Source organism: Mycobacterium sp., assembly GCF_035314905.1.
Lineage (GTDB): Bacteria > Actinomycetota > Actinomycetes > Mycobacteriales > Mycobacteriaceae > Mycobacterium.
Window position 1 is genome coordinate 1 of sequence record NZ_DATFYW010000149.1, and the last position, 20,644, is coordinate 20,644.

Sequence of the window (20,644 nt, forward strand, 5' to 3'; positions counted from 1 at the left end):
GCGACCCTGACGGGACTCGAACCCGCGACCTCCGCCGTGACAGGGCGGCGCGCTAACCAACTGCGCCACAGGGCCTTGCTGTACCGCTTCCATTATGGCGGTCGTCGTACCCCCTACGGGATTCGAACCCGCGCTACCGCCTTGAAAGGGCGGCGTCCTAGGCCGCTAGACGAAGGGGGCCAAGCCGAATTCTCTCCGGGGTACTCGCAACGCACTCACGCTGGGAGCCAAGCCAGCTTAGGGCACCGCCACCCCAATCCTCAAACGAGCAGCACGGTGCTGGGCAGTATCCTGTGGCTCGCGCCCCTATAGCTCAGTTGGTAGAGCTACGGACTTTTAATCCGCAGGTCCTAGGTTCGAGTCCTAGTGGGGGCACAGTGTGGGGTGTATGACCTCGGCTGATGCTTGACGTTTCGGCTCCGGCTGATGCCTGACAGTGTTTCGGCTGATTCTTGACAGCTGCTTCGGCTGATCCTTGACGCTCGTTCCATGAGGGAGTTGAGCGTGACTGAGCAGAGGTATCAGGCCGTGATGGCGGTGATCGGCGACGGATTGTCGGTATCGCAGGTCGCCGAGAAGGTAGGGGTGTCGCGGCAGACGCTGAACACCTGGTTGGCGCGCTATGAGGCCGAGGGCCTGGAGGGGCTCAAGGATCGCTCGCATCCGCTGGCGCGGTGTCCGCATCAGATGGGCGCCGAGGTGGAGGCGGTGCTGCTGGAGCTGCGCCGGTCACGCCCGTATTGGGGTCCCCGGCGGCTGGTGTTCGATCTGGCCAAACGCGGGGTCGCGCCGGTGCCCTCGGAATCGGCGGTGTATCGGGCGTTGCTGCGGGCCGGGATGATCGATCCGGCCGATCGCGACCGGCGCTCGCGCAAGTGGAAACGCTGGGAACGGGGCCGGCCGATGGGGAGCTGTGGCAGATGGACGTCGTCGCCGGCTTTCCGCTGGCCGACGGCAGCTGCGCCAAAGCCCTCACCGGGATCGATGACCACTCCCGCATGTGTGTCTGTGCCCGGTTGATGGCCGCCGAGCGGACCCGCGCGGTCTGCGATGGGCTGCGTGGCGCGCTTGCCGCCTACGGGGTGCCCGAGCAGATCCTCACCGATAACGCCAAGGTGTTCACCGGCCGGTTCGTCCACCCGCCGGTGGAGGTGCTCTTTGACCGGATCTACCGCGAGAACGGCATCGAGCACCTGCTCACTCAGCCCAGAAGCCCGCCCCGATAGAGTCACGGTGGACCGCCGGAATTGCGGTTCGAAGCGCTGCTACGGTCTCCGCGTTAAGCGACAGCCACGCGTCCTTGTCGTCGGTGACAAACGGTACGTAAGTGTCACCGAGGCTTCGGAATCCCCTAACGCGACTAAGCTGCTCGCGGGTGCCGGGGACCGTTCGTGCCACCCGAGCGACGAAATTGATGAGTCTGTGCCCGACGCTCGCCTCGGTTTCGATTGCAGCGTCGGCGAGGTACCTCTGCGCGATGGCCATCCCCGCTGGCTCAGCCCCCTTGGCGATCGCCCTGCTGTGCCATACCGACTCGATGTACGCTGCAGCGCTGAGCATCAGCGGACTCGGCCATTGACCCAGCGAGTGCGCACGTTTCGCGCCACTGACTCGTCTTGAGCTCGACTGAGAAGCTGGGCTCGAAGTCGGCGCGGCTATAAACCCAAGCGCGATACAGATCCTGTGCACATCACCGAGACCAAGCTCGTCAAGTCGAGTTCGAGATTCAACGGCACCCTCGTGCGCACCAATGTGCAGAAGCCTCGACCAGTCGGCGGCCTCGACCCGTGCGCTTGAAGTACCCTCCATGCCACCGATCGTTTCAGATAGTGCTGACGACGCTCGCTGAACGTCTGCGACGCAGCGGCTGAGTGCTAGGGCGCTTCCATCGCCTCCCGTTCATGCATCCTGGCAATGTGATCGTTGATCCAATCAGCGTCAATAACAGCCAGGGTTTCGCAGTCGCGTTTCCCGCAGATGCATTCAGTTCGGTAAAGACTTGATCTCGCAACGAAACCCTGCGAACGTTCTCGGGTACGTCAGGTTGACCTGCTGAAATACGGTGTCATACCGCGCCGCACGTCACGAGTTGGAAACGGTGCGGTCACTGTGCAGTTCGTTTTCACATCAGCCTGGCAACCAATTCAGGTCTTGTCTAGACAACATTTCGGGACTGCTATACGGTTCTGTTACAGAACTCCACCGCTGTAATTTGTGAACACAATTAAGGGAGTCGATAGTGACGATTACCTTTGATCGATGCGCTATCAAGGTAGTCGCCAGCGCAGGATTGTGCGCGGCCGCCGTGGCGTTGAGCCCGCACGCGGCAGCCGTCCCGCTGATGACGGGCGGGTTCCATTGCGTTCAGGACACGGCCGGCGGCGCAGCGCTGGGAGCCGGTGGCGGGGCCGCGGCGGCGCCTTGCAGCGCTGCTGCAGTCGAGGCTTCGGCGGTCGGTGCTCCCGTGGCGGCGCCGGTGCCTGTCGGCGCACCCGTGCCCGTTGGCGCACCCGTGCCCGTTGGCGCTCCGGTCGCCGTACCCGTGGCGGCGGGTGCTCCGGTAGCAGCGCCCGCGCCGGCCGGTGCTCCAATCACTGAAATGGGCGGCGCCGCATCGGGTAAGGGTGTGCCGACTGGTCCGCGGCCTGCGGGCGACGGGCCTACACCCGGTGTGCCGATTCTGCCCGGTCCGCCGGGCTCACCCGCCGGTACCGGGTAGCCGTTGTCGTCGTGTTTCCCATCGCGGATGGCGGTTCGAGCGTGGGCAAGTGACCAGAAGATGTTGATGTTGCTTCCGTCTCGGCAGGCACGGCGTGGCCTGCTCATCAGTCGCCCTTTGCGCTGCAGACGAATTCGGCTCCATTTGTTATCCCGCCGCATCGCCCGGTAGGTGCCTCGTTCAGCGCCTCGACGGTCACGTTCGGCGATCGGGTCACTGCTGTGATGCCGCGTTTCGACCAAGTCGCCGAAACACCACGCGCACGCTACTCAACTATCGACACGATCGTGGCCGGCCGCCCATGGGTGAAATCGAATTGGATGCCCACCGCCCACGCCCGGTTGGACGCATCCGCAACCGGAATGGCGGCGGCGCTGCTATGTGGCCCCTTGGGTGCCGCTGCGGTAACCACGGAACCCTTCTCACCAAAATTATTGAGCTGTAACGTGATTGCCTATCCAACCGTCGCCACCGGGCGCAGCGTGACAGGGGGTCGGATGAGCCTTGGCGTAGCCGCGCAGCCGGCTCGCGGCGCTGCATCCGGATCCTCCGGTGTGGCAGGGGCGGAATCGTGGCGTTGGGTTGCGCGGTGTTGCCTGGTCACTCGGCAGCCGAACCGTTCACTACACGCGCTGGAGGTGGCAATAGCAGCTCGTCCGCCAACTAGTTACGCACCGCGGATACGTCGCTCCTCGACACACCCGTTTCACGAGACACCCCGCCACGGCGTCCGCAGATACCGGACGCTGCCCGAACTGGCAGCTGTCGCCGCCGCTATTCCTGCACGATTACCGGATCGCCAATATTGACCGTGTCGAAGTACCACTCTGCGGCCGCTGGGCTCAGGCTGATGCAGCCGTGGCTGACATTCTCGAACCCCATTGATTGGACAGCCCACGGAGCCGAATGCACGTAAAGACCACGGCTGCTGATGCGGACAGCGTAATCCACCGTAAGCCGATAACCGTCGGGATCGGTGACGGGTATGCCGACGCTACTGGAATCCATGATCAGCGAGCGATCCTTTGACAGGACCGCGTAGGAGCCGACGGGTGTCGGGTACTCCGGCCGACCCATGGAGGCCAGCAGAACCCCCTCTTCGCCCATGTGGGGTAGGTGGTGCGGCGCAGGCAGTCCGATCGGCGATCCCTCCCCACCCCCGTCGACGGTCACGGTGAACGTGTGTTCCGAGATGCTGGCAACACCGACAACGGCTGGACCCGTTTTGAATTCCATCGGCCTGCTACCTACCGACAGCTTCACTGTGCTGTGCGCCGGCCAGAATCGGCCGGGGACCCATTGCACAACGTTGCTGTCGAGCCACTCGAACTTGCCTGTCATGGCCGGTGTCGACTTGACCTCAATGGCGCGTTCGGCGGCTGGCCGGTCGGCGATGGGTCCGTTGAAAGTCACCACCACAGGGTGCGCCACACCCACTACCTCGCCCCGCGTTGGCAAGATCGACTTGATGGCCGAACTAAGCGGCAGGCTAACCGCTGTCGTGTCGACGCCGGCCCCACCCCCAGCCACAGTCATGGCGACCACGATCACCGCGAGAACAAACTGAATGACCGCCCGCATCGATCCGACCCCTTTGATTTGACCGCCTTGTCAATAACGTTGTCATGGTATGAGCGCGCCGATGGCCGAACCTGCTGGCACGCGCTGGCAATTCGGTCAAGCCTTCGTCACGGTTTGGCTACAGCAAGGGATTCCGTCGACTTGACCGGGCATCAGAGCCTTGAAGTCGTCCAGTCGCTGTTAGTTCCTCAGGCTTGGTCACCCGCCGGCTTGCCTGGCAACCTGCCGTTACCTGGAGTCAAATGCAGTCATCAACCATCAGGGATCCGCTCCGATCAACTCGTCGCCAACCGCAACGTCGCCCATCGTCGTCCAGCCAGCCGGTGTCGGCAACGGCGTGTCGAGCGCGCTTCGGTCAGATCTGATCGAAGTTCCGGCCCAGCAACCTTGTGCCAACAACGCCCGCGTCCACACCGCGTCCACAAACTTGCCCCAACTTACCGAGCTGGGACAACCGGCGGTACAGAGCCTCTAATGCCCCTGCCAACCGTTCTCTCCCACTGGCACAAGGGGATTAGAGGCCCTGCTCGATCGCTGACGGTCATTGCAGTGGCTCTAATCTGGCTGGACCGAGCGGCTGTTAATCCGCAGGCCCTAGGTTCGAGTCCTAGTGGGGGCACAGGTGTATCTGTATGACCTCGGCTGACTCTTGACAGTGGTTTCGGCTGATGATCGACGCTCAGCCGCCGTGACCATGTCCCGGCTTGCCGGGCCGGTGAGGCGGCGGCGGCGGTTCTTCCACCGGAGTTGGCAGCGTGGTCGACGGTGGCGTGAGCGTGGTTGTCGGGATGGGCGCCGGTGTGATGGTGGTCACCGATTTCGGTGGATTCGACTCGAACGGCGAGTCGAAGACCATCATCACCGCGGCCAGCAGGAACGATCACGGCTCCCACGCCGAGTGGCTTGCGGTTCCGCCTCGTCCATGACGGTCCCGCGACAGGCGCGTACACCATCGACGGCGGCAGCGGCGCGGCCAGCACTCTGGTCGGCGGCCTCGCCGCCATCGGCGGCATCGGCGGCATCATCGGCGACCGACCCGCCACGGCGAAGCGCATCGCCCGCGCATCCGGGAACCGCCACGCCGGGTCGCGGGCCATCGCGCGTTCGATCACCGCCGCCAGCGGCGGGTCGACGTCGGGCCGCAACACCGGCACCGGGGGCGGTGCCTCCTCGAGGATCGCCCGGGCCAACGCCCCCAGGTTGCCCTCCATGAACGGCCTGCGCCCCGTCAGAGCCTCGTACCCAACCACACCGAGGGCATAGAGGTCGTCACTCGGGGTCGCCGGGTTGCCCATCAGTCGTTCGGGGCTCAGATAGGCCATCGTGCCGACGACCTGGCCGGTCATCGTGTCGCCCGCGTCGGCGGTCTTCGCGATCCCGAAGTCGGAGACCTTCGTCTCGCCGTCGCTGGTGAACAAGATGTTGCCGGGCTTGATGTCGCGGTGCAGGATCCCCCTGTCGTGCGCCGCGGCCAGGGCGGCAAGCACGCCGTCAAGAACCGACCTGACCAGCGGTTGCGGCAGCGGGCCGCGCATGATGTAGTCGGCGAGCGATGCCCCGGGCAGTCGCTCCATCACGATGAACGGTGTTCCGTTGTGTTCGCCGGTGTCATGGACGGCGACGATGTGCGGATTGCTCAGCCCCGCCGCGGAGCGCGCCTCCGCGTCGAAGCGCTCCCGCGTTTCGGGGTGATTGGCGAACCCGGGGTGCAGCAGCTTGACCGCGACCGCCCGGCTGAGACGGGTGTCCCAACCGTCGCGCACCTCGGCCACGCCCCCTCGACCCAGGACCCCTCGCAGCTCGTAGCGGCCACCGAGCAACTCGGGGGCCATCATGGCGCCCAGGTTAGCGGCATCCGGAAATGAGGCGAACGCCCCATGTCCGGCGCCCCCGGTCGCCGAAGTATTCGGGTCATGACCAGAACACCGACTCCCCGTGACGAGGCCACCGCGGTCCTCGACGACCCCGCCCTGACGCCCGGCGACGACGAACGCTTCGTCGGGAGCCGCCGGGCCGATGCTCGGCGTCGGACGCGCCGACGAAGCTGTAAGCGGTCAACGATTCGTACGCCGTCTTACGGCGCGAGAACCTCGGCGCGGTGGGCCCGCTCCCGACGTAGGCGCGCCTCCGGGATTTCCGTTGCCGAAGCCATTCGCGTGCGACCGCACTGCCGGCACCGCGGCGCTGGTGCGGCGCGCCGGTCATGTTCACGTCCAGGGTCGCATCGATATCTCGAACCAAATCTGTTCGAAAGCAGAGCCTCTCACCGTCGCGGAGGCCGTTCTGCAGGCGGCCGGCCAGCCGTCCTGCGCCAAGATCGGCGTCCCCGGTGCGCTGACGCAGCTGTCTCGCGCATCTGGCGGTCACGCCCGCGGCGCGGACTCGACTACATACACTGACCCATCGTGGGCATTCTGTTTGGCTTCGCGCCGTGGATCGTTTATTGGGTGCTTGTCGGTAACGTCCCCTTCACCACTGCCGTGTTGGTCGCGCTGGCGATCGCCGTGGCCGCGTTGGTGATCGGGCGCGTCAGAGGGAATGCGGGGCGCACGCTCGAAATCGGCGCTGTCGCGACGTTTTCGGTTCTGACAGTTCTGACGTTCACCCTCAGCGAGTCGTTCATGGAGCGGTGGATCCAGCCGCTGAGCAACGCCGGGATCTTTCTGGTCGCGCTGACCAGCGTGCTGATCGGCAAGCCCTTCGTGCGTGAGTTCGCCGCAGCCGACCGGCCTGCCGAGGTGGTCAACAGTGAGCTGTTCGGCCGGATCACCACGCTGCTGACATGGATCTGGGTCGCCGCGTTCGCCGGCATGACGGTGTCATCGTCGATCCCGCCGATCGTGGAGGGCAACGCCACGATTCTCGATACGAAGACGCCGCTGTCGTTCGTCTGCTACTGGGTCATCCCGTTCACGCTGCTGGGCGTGGCGGCGCTGGCGTCGCGAATCCTGCCCGACCGGATGACTGCCGGCATCGGCGACGTCGCGCGTAAAACTACGTTCGTTGCCTACGGTGAAGCCACCATCGATGAGCTGTACTACCTGGCCCAGGAACACGCCAACCGCGAGGTCGGCGCCGGCCAGGAAGCCTACGACGTCAGGGTCGGGGCGATGGGAACTCCGCTGGTGGGAGAGGACTCCCGGAAATCGTGGCCGTCCACATACAAGGTGCGCGAACGGCGGCGTACAGTCCGCTGATGACGTCGATCGCCGAAGTGGGCGGCCAGGTCGTTTCGCGGGCGCGCGGGATGCGCGACCTCGTGCGCGCCGAGGCCGGAGAATCCGAGCGGATCCGCACACTCACCCCGGCGATTGTCGATGAAATGTGGGCCACCGGGCTGATGTCGGCGTTCAACCCCGTCGCGGCCGGGGGTGTTGAACCGTCGTTCGCCGAGATGATCGAGACATGGATCGAAATGGCCTGGCAGGACGGTTCGTTCGGGTGGATCGGCATCGCGAACCTGCCGTCGTCGTTCGCCGCCGCGACGTATCTGTCCGACGAGGGTTTTGCCGAGGTGTTCAGCGCGCACGACAACCACGTCACCATCGGAGGTCAGTTCTTCCCCAACGGCCAGGGGACTGCGGTGGAGGGCGGTTACCGGTTGAGCGGGTCGTGGAGTTTCGGTTCCGGCACCGGTCATGCTCAATACGTGGCCGCGGGATTCCTGCCCATGGACGAAGGCGAGATGCGCTGGGTCAGCGAAGGCCTCCCCGACATGCAGGTGGCTGTGGTTCCGCGGGAAGACATCACGTTCAACGACGGCTGGTACGTGCAGGGGCTCAAGGGAACCGGATCCTACGACTACAGCGCCGAGGATGTGTTCGTGCCCCAGAGCCGGACGTTTCCGCTGTTCGTCCGCGAGCCGCGCCGGGGCACGTCGCCGGCAACGCGCATGGGGCTGATGCCCGTCACCGCCGCCGGTCACGCATCGTGGGCACTCGGGGTCGCCAAGAGCATGCTCGACGATGTCGAGGAGCTGGCCGCAACGAAATTCCGGATGAGTGACATGGCGTCGCTGGCCAGTCGCCCGACGTTCCAGAAAGGCCTTGCACACCACGTCGCAACCTGGCGCGCCGCCCGTCTTCTGGTGCTTGACGCGTTCACGACCGCCGAGGCTGCCGTTGCCTCGGGTGAGGACCTGACTCCGGGCTTGCGAGCAGACATGCGCGTGGCCGCCGTCTATGCCACCGATGCGGCCCGAAGCTGCGCCGAGTGGGCCCATCTGGTCGCAGGCACCAGCTCGATCCGCGAGGGCAGTCGCCTCGAACGCGCGTTCCGCGACATGTACACCGGAACCCAACACGCCTTCATCAGCGAGAAGGTGGCTATCGACGCGGCACAGATCTGGCTCGGCATCATCGAGGACCAACCCGGGCTTTGAGTCGTTTCATTATTGAAGCGCGGTCAACAGTGCGTTGAGGTCCTTGATCCCGGCGGTCGCGCCACCCTGGTCCCCGGCCTGCACCTACGCGACCGTGTCCTGGGCGATGATGCGGAACTTCGCCATCTCTGCCGGCGGGAAATGTGCGGTCGGCTGTCCCGAGGTGAGTTGCGTGGTCACCGGAGGGGCACTGGTTTCTTCCAGGATGTGAGCCGGCGCTGAGAGTTCCGTTACGTCGGCATTTCAGAGCGGCGGCGTCTGTTGGGCCAGGCTCAAGAAGACATAGGCCATGCAGATGAGGGCGTTCAGTATGACGAGAACCAGGCCCGCAACGATGAGCCACTGCACGCCACGGCGTCGCCTGCGGTCGAACTTCGCGAGGCGCTCCTCGCGCCGGATCGCGGTCGCGGCAAGCGCGAAATGCACATCAGTAGATTCGGCATCCGAGAAGGGGGCGCCGGCGGCGATTTCCTGAAGTCGCGCCCCCGGGATCCCGACGCCGACGTCGGCGAAGCGCCGGCTCATCCGCCGGGCCTGGCGACGGTTGATCACCACGGGTCCGATGGGCTCCGTCATGACCGGCCATTCTCCTACAGGGGCGTGGCCGTTCTTACCCAAATCGCCAGTTCCGTTAGTGCATCAGCTCGTCGGCGCTGGCGTGCTTCGTTCGCCGGGCATCCCGACCCGGTACCACGTTGGTATGAGCACACAGATTGCGGTACGGCTCCCCGACGAGATCGTGACCTTTCTCGACGACGAGGTAGAAGCGCGTCACGGCGCTGACACTGACGGCTGCACCGATCACCAGCACCGCACGTGGACTTCCACCGAGGTGCCGGTGGGCAGGGACAACGGTGCTCTCGCAGGAACCTGGGCTGTCCCAGGCCATTCGAGCCGCCTTCGCTCTCGATTGAGCGCAATCAGTCGCGCTCGGCCGCCGTCACGAGTCGCCTCAGAATGAGCTGGAGCGCGCCGCGCAGTATGACGAGCATTGCCGGGCCCGTCCCCCGAAGCCCCTCGGTGAACGAGCCCGTCCAGCGCACGTCGGTGCCTCCCGCCGCGTTCGGGGTCAACAGCACTTCGGCGGTGTAGTCCCTGGCTGGGCTGGGCGGGCCGATCAGCGTGTAGACGTGCCGGCGATCCTGCTCGTACTCGAGTGTCTTCTCCCGCACGTAAAACGGCCACAGCCCCATCTTGCGGACGGCTCCGACCCCGCCGGGCGCCGGTTCGCCCTGCCGCTCCCAGCTTGACTGGAACACAACGGGTTTCGCCCACCGGGACCAGTGGGCGCCATCGGTCTCCAGGCGGAACAACGTCGAGGCCGGCGCGCTGCTGGTCCCGTTGATCTCGAAGGAGAAAGTCCTGCCGGGCATGCCGTCTCCGACCGTCGACAAGTTGGTTGCGTAGCCGCGAACCTTACCGCACAGGCGGAGCCGTATCCTGCCCGCACAGAAAACCCTTATCGCGTTCGATCGAAAACCGGAGTTCCCCCAGGAGGACCCATGCGCGCGGTCGTGATCACAAAGCACGGCGATCCATCAGTTCTGAAGGTGCAAGAGCGGCCCGATCCGCCGCCGCCGACCGCCGGCCAGGTGCGCATCGCGGTACGCGCGGCGGGAGTGAACTTCGCCGATCATCTCGCCCGCGTGGGGCTGTACCCCGACGCGCCGAAGCCGCCGTCGGTGGTTGGTTACGAGGTGGCAGGGACGATCGCGGCGGTGGGCGAGGGTGTCGATCCCGCCAGGGTCGGCCAACGGGTCGTGGCCGGCACACGGTTCGGTGGGTATGCCGAAATCGTCAACGTGTCCGCTGCCGACACCATCGCGCTGCCCGACGCAATGAGTTTCGAGCAAGGCGCCGCGCTGCCGGTCAACTACGCCACCGCCTGGGCGGCCCTGCACGGTTACGGATCACTGCGCGCCGGCGAGCGGGTGCTCATCCACGCGGCCGCCGGCGGCGTCGGCATCGCGGCCGTCCAGTTCGCCAAGGCAGCCGGTGCGCAGGTGCACGGCACCGCATCGCCGGGCAAGCACAAGCGCCTCGCAGAACTCGGGGTGGACCACGCGATCGACTATCGCCGCGACGGCTGGTGGAAGGGCCTGGAACCGTATGACATCGTCCTCGACGCGCTCGGCGGCACATCGCTGCGGCGGTCCTACGGGCTGCTTCGTCCCGGCGGCCGCCTCGTCGCCTACGGCCTGTCGGCTATGCAGCACGGCGACACGCGCTCGCTCCGCAGGGCCGCACCGCACGCGTTGTCGATGGTGCGCGGTTTCAACCTGATCAAACAAATCGAGGAATCGAAGGCCGTCATCGGACTCAACATGCTGCGGCTGTGGGACGACCGCGGCACGCTGCAACCCTGGATCGCTCCGCTGACCGCCGGACTGGCCGACGGCACCGTGGCACCGGTCATCTACGCCGCGGTGCCATTCGCCGAAGCGCCCACGGCGCACCGCATCCTGGCCGCGCGGGAAAACGTAGGGAAGGTCGTGCTGGTGCCCTGAGCAGCCGCTGCAGTACCGACAACGGCGACGACAGCGTCAGACGCCGGTAACCGGGCGATAGTGCGTCGGCTTGTCGCGCTCGTCGAGCGGGGGCAGGTTGCGCGCCGGCGTGTGCACCAGCGGGCTGTCGACCGGAATGCGCCCGCTCACCCGGTCCCAGGCGGCGCGCGCACGCGGATGCATCCGCCGGCGCCTGGGCACCAGCTTGAACACCAGATTCACGAGGTCGCCGAAGCGCCGGTGCAGCCATTCGTCGCGCGCCGACCACGAGTAGCCCATCAGCTCGCGCACCGGCGGGTCGTAGAGCCCCACCGTGAGCCACACGAAGAACGGCGCCAGCATCCGGCGCTGCGCGTGCCACAGCCAGTCCGGGACCCACCGTGCGAACGGCGGTTTCGGCAACTCGGTGAGGTCGAGCACCGCGCGGGCTGCGAAGTTGTTCTCCAGCACCTCGCGGCACATGTGATCCCAGTCGACCTGGAACTCCTCCCACCTCCCGGAAGAACGTCGAATGCTCCTCCACGGCCGCGCCGAGCTGCGGGTGCATGTTCAGTACTTCCACGTCAGCCAGTCGGGGCCGAGCAGCCGGGTATCTTGTGTCACTGGTGACGTTCCCATCAGCGCGAGAGTCGAGTTTTGACTACGGGCGTTGTCACTACAGAGTTTAGGAGTGCAGTGGCTTCCGGTCAAAGGCGGGGGCGGGGTCGATGGTCTGGCGTTCCGATCGAGGATCGCCAGGCGTTGCGTCGCGACGAACTCGTCGCGGCCGGGGTGACACTACTGGGCGGCGAGGGCGGTCCCGCGCTGACCGTGCGCGCGGTGTGCCGCGCGACGGGGCTGACGGAGCGCTATTTCTACGAAAGCTTCGCTGACCGCGACGAATTCGTGCGCGCCGTCTACGACGACGTCTGCACCCGTGCGATGGCAACGCTGGAAACGGCCACCACCCCGCGGGAAGCCGTGGAACGGTTCGTCGCCCTGATGGTCGACGACCCGGTGCGCGGGCGCGTGCTCTTGCTGGCGCCCGAGGGTGAACCCGTCCTGACCCGCTCCGGAGCGGAATGGATGCCCAACTTCATCCACCTGCTGGAACGCAAGCTGACCCGGATCACCGATCCGGTGCTGCAGAACCTGGTGGCCACCGCGCTGATCGGGGCGTTGACGGCGTTGTTCACCGCCTACCTGGGCGGGAGGCTGGCGGCCACCCGCGAGCAGTTCATCGACTACTGCGTCGCGATGCTGATGAGCCGCGCCGCGTCGCAGAACCCCGCGTAGGCGCGGCGACGACAATCGCTCACCGCGGCACGAATTTCGTCATTGGCCGACCATGATTCCCGCGCCCGTCGTAGCGTAGTCATCCGTCCCCCCGTCACCGGCATCGTTTCCGGTCCGGATCGGACGTCTCGTGCCGATGGGCCGCCGCGCGGCGGCCGGTGGGGCGACTTGAATGCTACTGGCTGGTACAGATACATTGAGTGCAACCAAAAGGTACAGATAACTGGAGGGGCCATGTCGGAAGACCTGACCGATCTGCAGCTACTGCGCGAGCTCGAGCCGGTCGTCGAGGCGAACATCAACCGCCATATGAAGATGACCAAGGACTGGAACCCGCACGACTACATCCCGTGGTCGGACGGCAAGAACTACTACGCGCTCGGCGGCCAGGACTGGGATCCCGAGGAATCCCACCTCTCGGAGGTCGCCCAGGTGGCGATGGTGCAAAACCTGCTGACCGAGGACAACCTGCCCTCCTACCACCGCGAGATCGCGATGAACTTCGGCATGGACGGCGCATGGGGCCAGTGGGTGAACCGCTGGACCGCCGAGGAGAACCGGCACGGCATCGCGCTGCGCGACTATCTGGTCGTCACACGGGCGATCGACCCGGTCGAACTGGAGAAGCTGCGGCTCGAGCAGATGACGAGGGGTTTCAGCCCCGGGCAGAACAAACAGGGCGACCTCTTCGCGGACCGCCTGTTCGACTCCGTTATTTATGTCACGTTCCAGGAACTGGCCACCCGCGTTTCGCACCGGAACACCGGACGCGCATGCGAGGAGACGATCGCCGACCAGCTACTGGGCCGGGTCTCGGCCGACGAGAACCTGCACATGATCTTCTACCGCGACGTCAGCGAGGCCGGCTTGGAGATCGCGCCGAACCAGGCGATGAAGTCGCTGCACCGGGTGCTGCGCAACTTCAAGATGCCCGGCTTCACGGTGCCCGGATTCCGCCGCAAGGCCGTGATCATCGCCGTCGGCGGCGTCTACGACCCGCGGATCCACCTCGACGACGTCGTGATGCCGGTGCTGAAGAAGTGGCGCATCTTCGAGCGTGACGACTTCACCGGCGAGGCCGCGAGGATGCGTGACGACCTTGCCGTGCTCGTCAAGGAGCTCGAGGAAACGTGCGACAAGTTCGAGGAAGCCAAGCAGCGCCGGCTGGAGCGGGAAGCCCGCAAGGCCGAGCGCCTGACCGCCAGGAAAGTGCTGTCCACCGAGGGCACGCTGACGCTCAGCAGGCTCTAGCCGGCAGCGGGCTGCGCATCGGGTCGATCGCGCTGCGCAGCCCGGTGGTGCTGGCCCCGATGGCCGGCGTGACCAACGTCGCCTTCCGCACCCTGTGCCGTGAGCTCGAACGCGAGCGCGCCGGCACCGTCAGCGGGCTCTACGTCTGCGAAATGGTCACCGCGCGGGCCCTGGTGGAGCGTCACCCGGTCACCATGCACATGACGACGTTCGCGCCGGACGAGCTGCCGCGATCGTTGCAGCTGTACAGCGTCGACCCGGACACGACGTACGCGGCCGCGCGGATGATCGCCGCCGAGGGCCTGGCCGACCACATCGACATGAACTTCGGCTGCCCGGTGCCCAAGGTCACCCGGCGGGGCGGCGGCGCGGCGTTGCCGTTCAAGCGGCGACTGTTCGGGCGGATCGTCGCCGCGGCGGTGCGCGGAACCCAGGGCACGGACATCCCCGTCACGGTGAAGTTCCGGATCGGCATCGACGACGCCCACCGCACCCATCTCGACGCCGGGCGGATCGCGGCCGAGGAGGGCGCCGCGGCGGTCGCGCTGCACGCCCGCACGGCCGCGCAGCGCTACTCCGGCAGCGCCGACTGGGCACAGATCGCGGCGCTGCGCGAGCACGTCACGGCGATCCCGGTGCTCGGCAACGGCGACATCTTCGACGCCAGCGACGCGCTGACCATGATGGCCGTCACGGGCTGCGACGGCGTGGTGATCGGGCGCGGGTGCCTCGGCAGGCCCTGGCTGTTCGCCGAGCTGTCCGCGGCATTCACCGGCACACCCGCACCCCCGCCGCCCACGCTCGGGGAGGTCGCCGGCATCGTGCGCCGCCACGGCGAGCTCCTTGCCGCACACTTCGGCGAAGACAAAGGCATGCGCGACATCCGCAAACACGTCGCCTGGTACCTGCACGGCTGCCCCGCCGGCGCCGACCTGCGGCGGGCATTGGCGCTGGTCAGGACGCTGGACGAACTGGACTCGCTGCTGGGCCGCCTCGAGGCCGACGTGCCGTTCCCGCCGGCGGCCACCGGACCGCGGGGCCGCCAGGGCTCGCCCGCGCCGGTCGCGCTGCCGGACGGGTGGCTGTCGGATCGCGACGGCTGCGACGTGCCCGAGGGCGCGGACGCGATGCACTCTGGTGGCTGAACCGAGACGGACTCGACCGCAGCACGGCTTCAAAGTGCTTACGCCAGGCGACTACCCGAGCTCGGTGACGCGGTCCAGGTCGTGCTCGGCCCGGACTTCGCGAACGTCCCGAACGCCGCGGACATCACCTGCAACTGGCTGTTTCACGCCGGGCGGCATTCACCGCGTGTTCACTCGCGGGCATGCGACCTCGACGCGAATTACCCCGTAAGCTCGGCACATGCGGACCGCCTACCACGAGCAGCTCGACGCGCTGACGGGAGAGATCGCGGCCATGTGCGGCATGGCCGGGGTTGCGATGGAGCGTGCGACCCACGCGCTGCTTCAGGCCGACCTGGTACTTGCCGAGCAGGTGATCAGCGACCACGACCGAGTCATCAGCGCCGGGGCGCGCGCCGAGGAGGCGGCATTCGTCCTGCTGGCCCTGCAAGCGCCGGTGGCCGGCGACCTGCGCGCCGTGGTGACCTCGATCCAGAACGTCGCCGACGTCGACCGGATGGGCGCGCTGGCACTGCACGTCGCCAAGATCGCGCGCCGTCGCCACCCGCAGCATGCGCTGCCCGAGGAGGTCAACGGGTACTTCGCCGAAATGGGCCGGGTCGCAGTCGAACTGGGCAACGCGGCGCAGGAGGCGCTGCTCAGCCGGGACCCGGAGAAGGCCGCCCATCTGCGCGAAGAGGACGACGCGATGGACGACCTGCACCGGCACCTGTTCTCCGTGCTGATGGACCGTGACTGGAAGCACGGCGTCACCGCCGCCGTCGACGTGACGTTGCTGAGCCGCTTCTACGAGCGGTTCGCCGACCACGCGGTGGAGATCGGCCGGCGGGTCATCTTCCAGGTGACCGGCTCAATGCCCGAAGACGACGGCGAACTGCTGTCGGAGCAGTTGCGCCACCACAAGTAACGTCAGGGCCGCAGGACGATCTTGCCCCTGGTGTGCCGCTGTTCCAGCGTGCGGTAGGCCTCCTGCACGTCATCGAGCGGGAACACCCCGGCTATCGGAACCTCCAGCTCGCCGGCCGCGACCAGCCCGGCCAGCTCGGCGAGCACCTGCGCGTTCGACGCGTCCGCGTTGCCGGCGGCCTGGACCCCGAACCGCTCCACCGCCGGGAAGTCGATGATCGTGTCGACACGCTCGGGCGGCACGCCGAGCTGCGTGACCGCCAGCTCGACGTAGCCGCCGCCGAAGAAGTCGAGGAACGCGTCGATCCGCCCGCCGGGCGCTGCGGACCGGAGCCGGCCGGCCAGGCCGTCACCGTAGTTGACGGGAATCACGCCATGCGCGGTGAGCCATTCGTCGTTCGACGGCCCGGCGATGCCGATCACCGTGGCGCCCGCGGCCCTGGCCAGCTGCACCGCGATCGTGCCGACCCCGCCGGCGGCCCCGGCCACCGCGACCGTGTCGCCGGGCCTGGGCGCGACGGACCGGACGGCGGCGTAGGCCGTCGTGCCCGCGACGAACAGCCCACCGGCGACCTCCCACGGCACCCGCGCCGGTTTGGGAGTCAGCTGGTCCGCCGGCACCACCACATATTCGGCCTGGCCGGCGCGCTCCTCGGTGAAGCCGAGCACCTCGTCACCGACCTTGAATTCCGTTACCCCGGGGCCGGGTTCGGCCACCACGCCGGCCAGGTCGCTGCCCTGCCCGGACGGAAACGTGGCGGGCCACATGTCATGCAGCGCGCCCTTGCGGATCATCGCCTCGCCAGGGTTGATGCCCGCCGCCCTGACCTCGACGAGGACCTGACCCTCACCCGGAACCGGTCGCGGGACGTCGCGCACCTCGAGCACGTCGATCCCGCCGTACTGATCGAACTTCACCGCTTTGCCCATGCGAGTAGGAACGCGGCCACGCGCGTGCTATTCCCGCGTGCGCGCGAGGCAGATCGACGGTGCCAGCCGGTAGCCCGCCCCGCGGATCGTGCGGATGAACTCGTCGTGCTCGGGATCCTCGCCGAGCTTGTCGCGAAGCCGTTTGACATGCACCGCAACCGTGTTGGTCTCCGCCGGCCGGCCCCACACCGCGCGGCTGATCTCCTCGACGCTGGCCACCTCGCCGCGCCGCTCGATCAGGAAGATCAACAGCTCGAGCTCACGCTGGGTCAGTTGCACGTCGCGGCCGCGCACCCGCGTCTCATACCCGCGCCGGTCGACCTCGATCGGGCCGGCGACGAACACGGCGCGCCCGTCGCAGGGGCCGGCCCGGGCGCTGGCCATGAACGGCGTGATCGCCGCGATGTCATACGGGCGGGCGGTGACGGCAGACGCGCCGGAAGCCAACGCCTCACGCGCCAGATCCTCGTCGCCGCTTGCCGCGCCGACCAGTATCGGCAGGTCCCAACGTGTCCGCACCGCCGCGGCGATCGCGGCCGCATCAACCATGTCGGTCCGGGCCGCGACGACAAGCACACTCGGCGGCTCGGCGCCGATGGCGACCAGCGCCTCGGCCCCGTTGCGGCACCACGTGGTGGCCAGCCCGATCTGCTTGGCATCGTCGAGCAACCGCCACGCGATCGTCGGCTCCGCTTCGACGAGCATCAGGCTGCGACCCGGCGCGCCGACCGCCCCCTCTGCGAGCTCAATCGAGTTGTCTTGTGGCACAGGCGATTCCGCCAAATCAGCCGAAGCGCCCCGAGATATAGTCTTCGGTGGCCTTCTGACTCGGATTCGAGAACATCTTCTCGGTGTCGTCGATCTCGACCAGGCGCCCCGGTTTGCCGGTGGCTTCCAGGTTGAAGAACGCGGTCTGGTCGCTGACGCGGGCCGCCTGCTGCATGTTGTGGGTGACGATCACGATCGTGAAATCGAGCTTGAGCTCGGCGATCAGGTCCTCGATGGCCAGCGTGGAGATCGGGTCCAGCGCCGAGCAGGGCTCGTCCATCAACAGCACGTCGGGCTGCACGGCGATGGCGCGCGCGATGCACAGCCGCTGCTGCTGGCCGCCCGACAGCCCACCGCCGGGCTTGTCGAGCCGGTCTTTGACCTCGTTCCACAGGTTGGCACCCTTCAGTGACCGCTCGGCGACCTCGGTGAGCGTCTTGCCGCCGCGCACGCCCTGCAGCTTGAGCCCGGCGACCACGTTGTCGCGAATCGACATGGTAGGGAACGGATTCGGGCGCTGAAACACCATGCCAATGGTGCGGCGCACACTCACCGGGTCAACACCGGGGCCGTAGATGTTCTCCCCGTCGAGCAGCACCGAGCCCGTCACCCGGCCCCCGGGGATGACTTCGTGCATCCGGTTCAGCGCCCGCAGCACCGTGGACTTCCCGCACCCGGATGGTCCGATGAGGGCCGTCACACTGCGCGGGGGCACCGACATCGCGACATCGGCGACGGCCTGAAATTTTCCGTAGTAGATGTCGACGTCTTTGAGGTCCAGTCGTTTTGCCATGCGATTTCCTATCGGTTTTTACCGTCTGGACATCAGGATGCGGGTCGCGACTGCGGCTAGCAGGTTGAGGACGCCCACCAAGATGATCAGGGTAAGCCCGGCACCCCAGATCCGCAGGGCGCCGGCGTGTTGCGGGTTGGTGAGTTCGGTGTAGATCAGCAGCGGCAGCGAGGCCATGTTGCCGTGGAAGATGTCGTAGTTGATCGCCCGGCTGTAGCCGACCAGCACCAGCACCGGAGCGGTTTCACCGATCACCCGCGCGACCGACAGCAGGATCCCGGAAATGATGCCCGGCAACGCCGTCGGCACCACGATGCGCAGGATCGTCGTGAATTTCGGAACGCCTAACGCGTAGCTGGCTTCTCGCAGCTCGTCGGGCACCAGCTTGAGCATTTCCTCCGTGTTGCGCACCACCACGGGCAGCATCAAAAGCACCAATGCCAGCGACACCGCGAACGAGCTCTGCTGAAATCCCAGGGTGGTGATCCACAGGCTGAAGATGAACAGCGCGGCGACGATCGAGGGCACGCCGGCGAGCACGTCGACCATGAACGTCGTGGTCCGGGCCAGTGGCCCGCCGCCGTACTCAACCAGAAACACCGCGGCCATCAGGCCCAGCGGGACGGCGAGGATCGCAGCCACCGCGGCCTGCACCAGGGTTCCGTAGATGGCGTGGTACACACCGCCGGCGAACTGTTCGGGCAGCACACCCTGAAGCGAGTGCGTCCACCAGCCTTGCCGCGTCACCGCGTACCAGCCTCGCGCAATCACGACGCCCAGCACCCACACCAGCGGAATCACCGCGATGACAAACGCGACAACAAACAGGATGGCCGCGATGTTGTTCTTGATTTTTCGCCCGACGCTGATCGCACGAAACGCCCGCTGTTTGACCGGCTGGTCCAGCGTGGCCGATGTCATGTGTTGACCCTCCCGCCGGCGACCGCGCGGGCGGCCGCGTTGACGACGAACGTCAGCGCGAACAGCACGAAGCCCGCCGCGATATAGGCACCCGTCGGCAGCCGCGAGCTGAATTCGGCTGCCGCCGAGGCGATCTTCGAGGCGAACGTGTAACCGCCGTCGAACAGCGACCAGTTGCCCGGCTTGGCGGCCGAGCGCAGGATGATCAACACCGCGACGGTTTCACCCAGCGCCCGGCCCAACCCGAGCATCGACGCCGCGATCACCCCGCTGCGCCCGAACGGCAGCACCGTCATCCGGACGACTTCCCATTTGGTGGCCCCGAGGGCCTGGGCGGCCTCGATGTGCGGACGCGGGGTCTGGCGGAACACCTCCCGTGATACCGATGTGATGATCGGCAGGATCATCACCGCCAGGACGATGCCGGCGGTGAAGATGGTCCCGCCACCCGCCAGGGAGACGTTGCCCTGCTTGAACAGGAACAACCAACCTAGGTAGCGGTTCAGGGACGTGGAGATCGGCAACAGCCTCGGCGCCAGCACGAATATGCCCCACAGACCGAAGATGATCGAGGGCACGGCGGCCAGCAGGTCCACGATCAAGCTGAACGGCCGCGCCAGCCGCGCCGGCGCGTACTGGGTCAAGAACACCGCGATGCCGACCGCGACCGGCACCGAAAGCAGCAGCGCGAACACCGAACTCAGCACCGTCACCATGAACAGGTCGCGGATGCCGAAATACAGGTTTTTGGCGTCGTTCGTGTCGAACTGCCACGCGGTGAAGAAGTTCGCGTGGTTGACGCGCAGCGACGGGATCGCCTGGATCAGCAGGAAGACCGCGATCAGCACGATCGAGATGACGATCGTCGAGCCGGCGGCGATCGCGAGCCACTTGAACGCCCGGTCACCGAACCGCCGCGTGCCCCCGCCGGTGGCTTTCACCTCCGGCGCGGGGCCGCCGCCGTCAACCATGTCGGTGATTATCGAGCCCGCGAGGGGCGTCGCGCTCGACGACGCCCCTTCGGGACGAATCTCAGGTTGTAGGCCCACCACGACCTCGAATCACGCGATCGCATTCACCGCGGTGGTCAGCTTCGGCTTGAACGCGTCCGGGATCGGGATGTAGCCGTTGTCGGCCAAACCGCTCTGGCCCGGGCCGATCGCGGCCTGCAGGAACGCCTTGACCGCGGTGCCGGTGTCGGCGTCGGGGTACTTCGAGCAGACGATCTCGTAGGTCGCCAGCACGATCGGGTAGGCACCGGGCTGCGTCGGCTTGTAGAACGACGCCGTGTCCAGCACCAGGTCGTTGCCCTGACCCTTGACCGTGGCGGCGCCGATGGTCTTGCCCACCGTGTCGGCGGTGATCGAAACGGGATCGGGACCCGCCGAGGTGATGACGCTCGCCATGTTCAGATGCTGCGCCTGGGCGAACGACCACTCGTTGTAGGTGATCGACCCGTCGGTGTTC

19 protein-coding genes, 3 tRNA genes and 2 pseudogenes are annotated in these 20,644 nt (G+C 66.8%); 10 read left to right on the top strand and 14 right to left on the bottom strand.

Translation table 11 applies throughout. The annotated features are described in order from the left end of the window. Position 1 precedes the first annotated feature (1 nt). Both VKG81_RS12880 and VKG81_RS12885 read right to left on the bottom strand, forming a co-directional pair. Positions 2–75: transfer RNA gene (locus VKG81_RS12880), tRNA-Asp, on the bottom strand. Positions 76–107: 32 nt separating this feature from the next. Beyond that, a tRNA-Glu gene (locus VKG81_RS12885) sits at positions 108–180 on the bottom strand. A gap of 122 nt (positions 181–302) precedes the next feature. Between VKG81_RS12885 and VKG81_RS12890 the strand changes: the two genes are divergently transcribed. The 3 genes and pseudogenes from VKG81_RS12890 to VKG81_RS12900 all read left to right on the top strand — a co-directional run bounded on the left by VKG81_RS12890 (position 303) and on the right by VKG81_RS12900 (position 2,719). Further along, positions 303–375, top strand: a tRNA-Lys gene (locus VKG81_RS12890). Between the two features lie 114 nt (positions 376–489). Beyond that, positions 490–1,217: pseudogene (locus VKG81_RS12895) on the top strand (helix-turn-helix domain-containing protein); the annotation flags it as partial. Positions 1,218–2,245: 1,028 nt separating this feature from the next. After that, the gene (locus VKG81_RS12900; protein ID WP_324396505.1) at positions 2,246–2,719 is read left to right on the top strand and encodes a hypothetical protein; all 474 of its coding nucleotides are present in this window, start codon (positions 2,246–2,248) and stop codon (positions 2,717–2,719) included. A 774-nt stretch (positions 2,720–3,493) separates the two neighbouring features. On the opposite strand, the gene VKG81_RS12905 is transcribed toward VKG81_RS12900, so the two are convergent. Both VKG81_RS12905 and VKG81_RS12910 read right to left on the bottom strand, forming a co-directional pair. After that, positions 3,494–4,300, bottom strand: a complete 807-nt coding sequence (locus VKG81_RS12905; protein WP_324396473.1) for a L,D-transpeptidase — start codon at positions 4,298–4,300, stop codon at positions 3,494–3,496. A 437-nt stretch (positions 4,301–4,737) separates the two neighbouring features. Further along, positions 4,738–6,135 carry a serine/threonine-protein kinase gene (locus VKG81_RS12910; protein WP_324396475.1) on the bottom strand — a complete coding sequence of 466 codons (1,398 nt, stop codon included), beginning with the start codon at positions 6,133–6,135 and terminating at the stop codon, positions 4,738–4,740. Between the two features lie 570 nt (positions 6,136–6,705). Between VKG81_RS12910 and VKG81_RS12915 the strand changes: the two genes are divergently transcribed. After that, on the top strand, positions 6,706–7,497 hold the full coding sequence (locus VKG81_RS12915) for a hypothetical protein (RefSeq protein ID WP_324396478.1): 792 nt from the start codon (positions 6,706–6,708) through the stop codon (positions 7,495–7,497). Then, on the top strand, positions 7,497–8,681 hold the full coding sequence (locus VKG81_RS12920; RefSeq protein ID WP_324396480.1) for an acyl-CoA dehydrogenase family protein: 1,185 nt from the start codon (positions 7,497–7,499) through the stop codon (positions 8,679–8,681). Before VKG81_RS12915 ends, VKG81_RS12920 begins: the two co-directional genes overlap by 1 nt. A 243-nt stretch (positions 8,682–8,924) precedes the next feature. Here the strand turns inward: VKG81_RS12920 and VKG81_RS12925 are convergent, their stop codons facing one another. The 3 genes from VKG81_RS12925 to VKG81_RS12935 form a co-directional block, all read right to left on the bottom strand. After that, positions 8,925–9,257 carry a hypothetical protein gene (locus VKG81_RS12925; RefSeq protein WP_324396483.1) on the bottom strand — a complete coding sequence of 111 codons (333 nt, stop codon included), beginning with the start codon at positions 9,255–9,257 and terminating at the stop codon, positions 8,925–8,927. A 55-nt stretch (positions 9,258–9,312) separates the two neighbouring features. Continuing rightward, positions 9,313–9,456, bottom strand: coding sequence for a hypothetical protein (locus tag VKG81_RS12930; protein WP_324396485.1), 144 nt, complete (start codon positions 9,454–9,456; stop codon positions 9,313–9,315). A 145-nt stretch (positions 9,457–9,601) separates the two neighbouring features. Continuing rightward, entirely contained in the window at positions 9,602–10,054 is a 453-nt protein-coding gene (locus tag VKG81_RS12935) for an SRPBCC family protein (RefSeq protein ID WP_324396487.1), read from the bottom strand. A gap of 129 nt (positions 10,055–10,183) precedes the next feature. On the opposite strand from VKG81_RS12935, the gene VKG81_RS12940 reads away from it, so the two are divergent. Continuing rightward, positions 10,184–11,188, top strand: coding sequence for a medium chain dehydrogenase/reductase family protein (locus VKG81_RS12940; protein ID WP_324396488.1), 1,005 nt, complete (start codon positions 10,184–10,186; stop codon positions 11,186–11,188). A 36-nt stretch (positions 11,189–11,224) separates the two neighbouring features. Here VKG81_RS12940 and VKG81_RS12945 read toward each other — a convergent pair. Continuing rightward, positions 11,225–11,683 (bottom strand): annotated as a pseudogene (locus tag VKG81_RS12945) (oxygenase MpaB family protein); the annotation flags it as partial. A gap of 180 nt (positions 11,684–11,863) precedes the next feature. Between VKG81_RS12945 and VKG81_RS12950 the strand changes: the two are divergent. The 4 genes from VKG81_RS12950 to phoU all read left to right on the top strand — a co-directional run bounded on the left by VKG81_RS12950 (position 11,864) and on the right by phoU (position 15,766). After that, positions 11,864–12,463: a TetR/AcrR family transcriptional regulator gene (locus VKG81_RS12950; RefSeq protein ID WP_324396490.1), complete on the top strand. Its 600-nt coding sequence runs from the start codon at positions 11,864–11,866 to the stop codon at positions 12,461–12,463. Between the two features lie 234 nt (positions 12,464–12,697). After that, a complete protein-coding gene (locus tag VKG81_RS12955) occupies positions 12,698–13,714 on the top strand; it encodes an acyl-ACP desaturase (protein ID WP_324396492.1) in 1,017 nt (338 codons plus the stop codon). 11 nt (positions 13,715–13,725) lie between these two features. After that, positions 13,726–14,859 (top strand): tRNA dihydrouridine synthase DusB, encoded by a 1,134-nt coding sequence (dusB, locus tag VKG81_RS12960; RefSeq protein WP_324396507.1) that lies wholly within the window; start codon positions 13,726–13,728, stop codon positions 14,857–14,859. 220 nt (positions 14,860–15,079) lie between these two features. Then, positions 15,080–15,766 (top strand): phosphate signaling complex protein PhoU, encoded by a 687-nt coding sequence (phoU, locus tag VKG81_RS12965; protein ID WP_324396495.1) that lies wholly within the window; start codon positions 15,080–15,082, stop codon positions 15,764–15,766. A gap of 2 nt (positions 15,767–15,768) precedes the next feature. Here phoU and VKG81_RS12970 read toward each other — a convergent pair whose 3' ends face one another. The 6 genes from VKG81_RS12970 to VKG81_RS12995 all read right to left on the bottom strand — a co-directional run. Next, the gene (locus tag VKG81_RS12970) at positions 15,769–16,695 is read right to left on the bottom strand and encodes an NADP-dependent oxidoreductase (RefSeq protein ID WP_324396497.1); all 927 of its coding nucleotides are present in this window, start codon (positions 16,693–16,695) and stop codon (positions 15,769–15,771) included. A 27-nt stretch (positions 16,696–16,722) separates the two neighbouring features. Beyond that, positions 16,723–17,400, bottom strand: coding sequence for a response regulator transcription factor (locus VKG81_RS12975; RefSeq protein WP_324396509.1), 678 nt, complete (start codon positions 17,398–17,400; stop codon positions 16,723–16,725). 79 nt (positions 17,401–17,479) lie between these two features. After that, positions 17,480–18,256 carry a phosphate ABC transporter ATP-binding protein PstB gene (gene pstB / locus VKG81_RS12980; RefSeq protein WP_324396499.1) on the bottom strand — a complete coding sequence of 259 codons (777 nt, stop codon included), beginning with the start codon at positions 18,254–18,256 and terminating at the stop codon, positions 17,480–17,482. A gap of 18 nt (positions 18,257–18,274) precedes the next feature. Further along, a complete protein-coding gene (gene pstA / locus VKG81_RS12985) occupies positions 18,275–19,177 on the bottom strand; it encodes a phosphate ABC transporter permease PstA (protein WP_324396501.1) in 903 nt (300 codons plus the stop codon). Continuing rightward, complete coding sequence (gene pstC, locus VKG81_RS12990) at positions 19,174–20,148, bottom strand: phosphate ABC transporter permease subunit PstC (RefSeq protein ID WP_324396503.1); 975 nt, start codon at positions 20,146–20,148, stop codon at positions 19,174–19,176. Before pstC ends, pstA begins: the two co-directional genes overlap by 4 nt. A gap of 90 nt (positions 20,149–20,238) precedes the next feature. Next, positions 20,239–20,644, bottom strand: a 406-nt coding sequence (locus VKG81_RS12995; RefSeq protein ID WP_414685258.1) for a substrate-binding domain-containing protein, incomplete at its 5' end; no start/stop codon positions are given.

Excerpts from the sequence above, each read along its gene's own strand:
- VKG81_RS12905 (WP_324396473.1), bottom strand. The coding sequence starts at position 4,300 with ATGCGGGCGGTCATTCAGTTTGTTCTCGCGGTGATCGTGGTCGCCATG.
- VKG81_RS12910 (WP_324396475.1), bottom strand. The coding sequence starts at position 6,135 with ATGATGGCCCCCGAGTTGCTCGGTGGCCGCTACGAGCTGCGAGGGGTC.
- VKG81_RS12920 (WP_324396480.1), top strand. The coding sequence starts at position 7,497 with ATGACGTCGATCGCCGAAGTGGGCGGCCAGGTCGTTTCGCGGGCGCGC.
- VKG81_RS12925 (WP_324396483.1), bottom strand. The coding sequence starts at position 9,257 with ATGACGGAGCCCATCGGACCCGTGGTGATCAACCGTCGCCAGGCCCGG.
- VKG81_RS12935 (WP_324396487.1), bottom strand. The coding sequence starts at position 10,054 with ATGCCCGGCAGGACTTTCTCCTTCGAGATCAACGGGACCAGCAGCGCG.
- VKG81_RS12940 (WP_324396488.1), top strand. The coding sequence starts at position 10,184 with ATGCGCGCGGTCGTGATCACAAAGCACGGCGATCCATCAGTTCTGAAG.
- VKG81_RS12955 (WP_324396492.1), top strand. The coding sequence starts at position 12,698 with ATGTCGGAAGACCTGACCGATCTGCAGCTACTGCGCGAGCTCGAGCCG.
- phoU (WP_324396495.1), top strand. The coding sequence starts at position 15,080 with ATGCGGACCGCCTACCACGAGCAGCTCGACGCGCTGACGGGAGAGATC.
- VKG81_RS12970 (WP_324396497.1), bottom strand. The coding sequence starts at position 16,695 with ATGGGCAAAGCGGTGAAGTTCGATCAGTACGGCGGGATCGACGTGCTC.
- VKG81_RS12975 (WP_324396509.1), bottom strand. The coding sequence starts at position 17,400 with ATGCTCGTCGAAGCGGAGCCGACGATCGCGTGGCGGTTGCTCGACGAT.
- pstB (WP_324396499.1), bottom strand. The coding sequence starts at position 18,256 with ATGGCAAAACGACTGGACCTCAAAGACGTCGACATCTACTACGGAAAA.
- pstA (WP_324396501.1), bottom strand. The coding sequence starts at position 19,177 with ATGACATCGGCCACGCTGGACCAGCCGGTCAAACAGCGGGCGTTTCGT.
- pstC (WP_324396503.1), bottom strand. The coding sequence starts at position 20,148 with ATGGTTGACGGCGGCGGCCCCGCGCCGGAGGTGAAAGCCACCGGCGGG.